The organism is Oricola cellulosilytica (assembly GCF_019966575.1).
In the GTDB taxonomy this organism is placed as follows: Bacteria; Pseudomonadota; Alphaproteobacteria; order Rhizobiales; family Rhizobiaceae; genus Oricola; species Oricola cellulosilytica.
In genome coordinates this window covers 1-2,569 of the sequence record NZ_JAINFK010000011.1, presented here as the reverse complement: position 1 = coordinate 2,569, position 2,569 = coordinate 1, and the positions used below count along the sequence as shown (strand labels likewise).

The following is a 2,569-nucleotide window of genomic DNA, read 5'->3' as shown; positions in this document are numbered from 1 at the left end:
CTCGTCGATCACGCCGATGATCTTGGCGATCTCGCCCGACGCGTTCTCGATCCGGCCCATCGCCTCGACGGCGTCGGCGACGACCTTGGTCGAGGAGTCGCTGGCCGATTTCGCCTCGGCGGCCTTGGTGGTGGCCTCCTGGGCGCGGTCCGAGGAGCTCTTGACGGTGGAGGTGATCTCCTCGAGCGAGGCCGAGGTTTCCTCCAGCGCCGCGGCCTGCTGCTCGGTGCGGCTCGACAGGTTCTCCACCGCCGAACGCATCTCGCCGGCGTTGGAATGGATCGTGTCGATGTTGACCTTCACCTCCGACAGCGTTTCGGCCAGCTTTTCGACCGACTCGTTGAAGTCGACGCGCAGGCGGTCGAGACCTTCGCCGAACGGCTTGTCGATATGCGCGGTCAGATTACCTTCGGACAATTGCTGCAGTCCGCCGGCCAGCGCTTCGATCGCCTCGTTGAGGGTCGCGGCTTCGGCCGCCTTTGCGGCTTCGCGCTCGGCGCGTTCCTTTTCGGTCAGGTTGCGGTTTTCGTCTGCCTCGCGCTCCATGCGCTGCTTGTCGATTGCGGCGTCCCGGAACTTCACAAGCGATCCCGCCATATCGCCGAGTTCATCCATACGGCCTTCTGCGGGAATATCGATCTCGAGATCGCCTTCGGTCAACCCGTTCATGGCGCGGGTCATTGCGCCAAGCGGCCGGACCACACTGGCCCGCAGATAGAACCATGACGCTATGACCAGAGCCACCGCAAGGCCGAGGATGCCGAACATGACGTTCGAGGCGAAGGAGAAGACCTGCACCGGCTCGGCCGCCTGTTTCTGAGCGCCTTCGATGTTGGCTTCCAGCATGGCCTCGATGATCGGCCGCATTTCGGAATAGATCCGGGTGAATTCGCCGTTGCTCAGTTCGTTGGCTTCGACGTCGTTGTTCGAGCGGCTCAATTCGATGATCCGGTTGTTGATCTCGAAGAGCTGCTTGAGTTTTTCCTTATAGGACATAAAGGCCGCCGTCTCTGCGCCTGGATCGACCGTTTCCTCGTATTTGTCCAGATGGGGTTTGATGCCGGTCTGCTCTTCGGCCATCGTAGCCTCGAACCGGTTCATCGCCTCTTCATTGGGTGCAATGATGTGCCCTTTTTGCGCTAAGTACATCTCATTCACACTTTTGGTAATTTCATTGAGAGTTATGACAGACATGAAATAATCTTCATACATCTCGTCCCCGGAATAGCGTAGATCTCGCATTCCATTGTATCCGACAAACCCCACGCCGAGTACGGTTGCAAACAAGATTGCAAACACGATCACTACACGGGTCATAACTGTCAATTTCAACTTGATACTGTTCATTTTCTTGAACTTCCCAACATCAGATTGATAGGCATCCAATAGAATACAAGACGAGCGGCAACGACTCCTTGGAGGGAGTCCTCGTCGGTGGTCCGAACTCGGCTGGATTACGAACACACGGGCGCGCTAAGGCCGCGCTGGGCAGACATCGCCCAAGAGTACCCGCATGCAAGATATGGCGAGGGAAGCTTAACAAATAGGAAAGGCTGACAATTAACCCCGGCCTTTATCGGGGGGAGGGAGCGATAATCTTGGTCTTCCTGTGGCGGGCGGGGCGCCGGGGGGAGATCGATGGGCGCGACGGTTGGAAACACCTCCGCCACGCGGATTGGCATCGCGCGGAAACTGAGGCCGCTTTCATATGATAACAACCGGGTGAATCTGTCGATTCACCCGGTTTCTGCTTGAATTGAGCTGGAACCGCCGAGCGGTTCGCCGCGGGCTCAGGCGGCGATGTCGTCGACGTGGATGCCGATCAGTGGCTCGGGATCGAGGAAGCAGATCATCTGCTTTTCAAGCGCGACGATTGCCTTGGCCAGCGCCTTCTGCTCCTCGGGCAGGACATCGGGAACCGGCTGAAGATCCGATTTCCTGATCCGGATCATGTCCGACACGCTCTCCACCAGCAGGCCGAACAGGGTAGCGCCCTGGTCGATCACGATGATCGCGCTCCGTTCCGTTGGCTCGGCCGCTTGCAGCCCGATTCTGATCGCGGCGTCGACCACCGGTATTACGGTTCCCCGCAGGTTGATCACGCCCAGCACATGGGGCGGGGAATGGGGCATGCTGGTGCAAGGCGCCCATCCCCGGATCTCCCGGACGGCCATGATGTCGACACAGTAGATCTGGTCTCCAAGACGGAACGAGATGATGTCTATCGACATCTCCTGTCCGGCATCGATTGCTTCGACCGCATCCATCAGAAGTCCTCCCATTCCTGCGCTATAGCTGCATTGCCCTCGGTCCCGCCGGAGAAGGCCTTGCGAACCTTGTTGAACATGCTCTTCGCGGGAGATTTGCGAGCGGTCGCGTCCTTGCCCTCGTCATTGGCCGCTAGAACAGGCTTGGCCGGGCCTTTTCCCGCATTGTCGTTGACGGCAAAGCCCGCGATGAGCTCGGACAGTCCGGTCGCATCTTCCGCAAGACGGTGCGTGACGGCGGTGGTTTCTTCCACCATCGCCGCGTTCTGCTGGGTCACCTGGTCCATCTGGCCGACGGCCGC

General features: G+C 59.2%; 2 protein-coding genes and 1 pseudogene. All 3 read right to left on the bottom strand.

The annotated features are described in order from the left end of the window. Positions 1–1,347, bottom strand: a 1,347-nt coding sequence (locus LC298_RS17935) for a HAMP domain-containing methyl-accepting chemotaxis protein (RefSeq protein WP_223385732.1), incomplete at its 3' end; no start/stop codon positions are given. Positions 1,348–1,790: 443 nt separating this feature from the next. Beyond that, positions 1,791–2,267, bottom strand: coding sequence for a chemotaxis protein CheW (locus LC298_RS17930; protein WP_223385731.1), 477 nt, complete (start codon positions 2,265–2,267; stop codon positions 1,791–1,793). Next, a pseudogene (locus LC298_RS17925) lies at positions 2,267–2,569 on the bottom strand (chemotaxis protein); the annotation flags it as partial. The gene LC298_RS17930 and the pseudogene LC298_RS17925, both read right to left, overlap by 1 nt.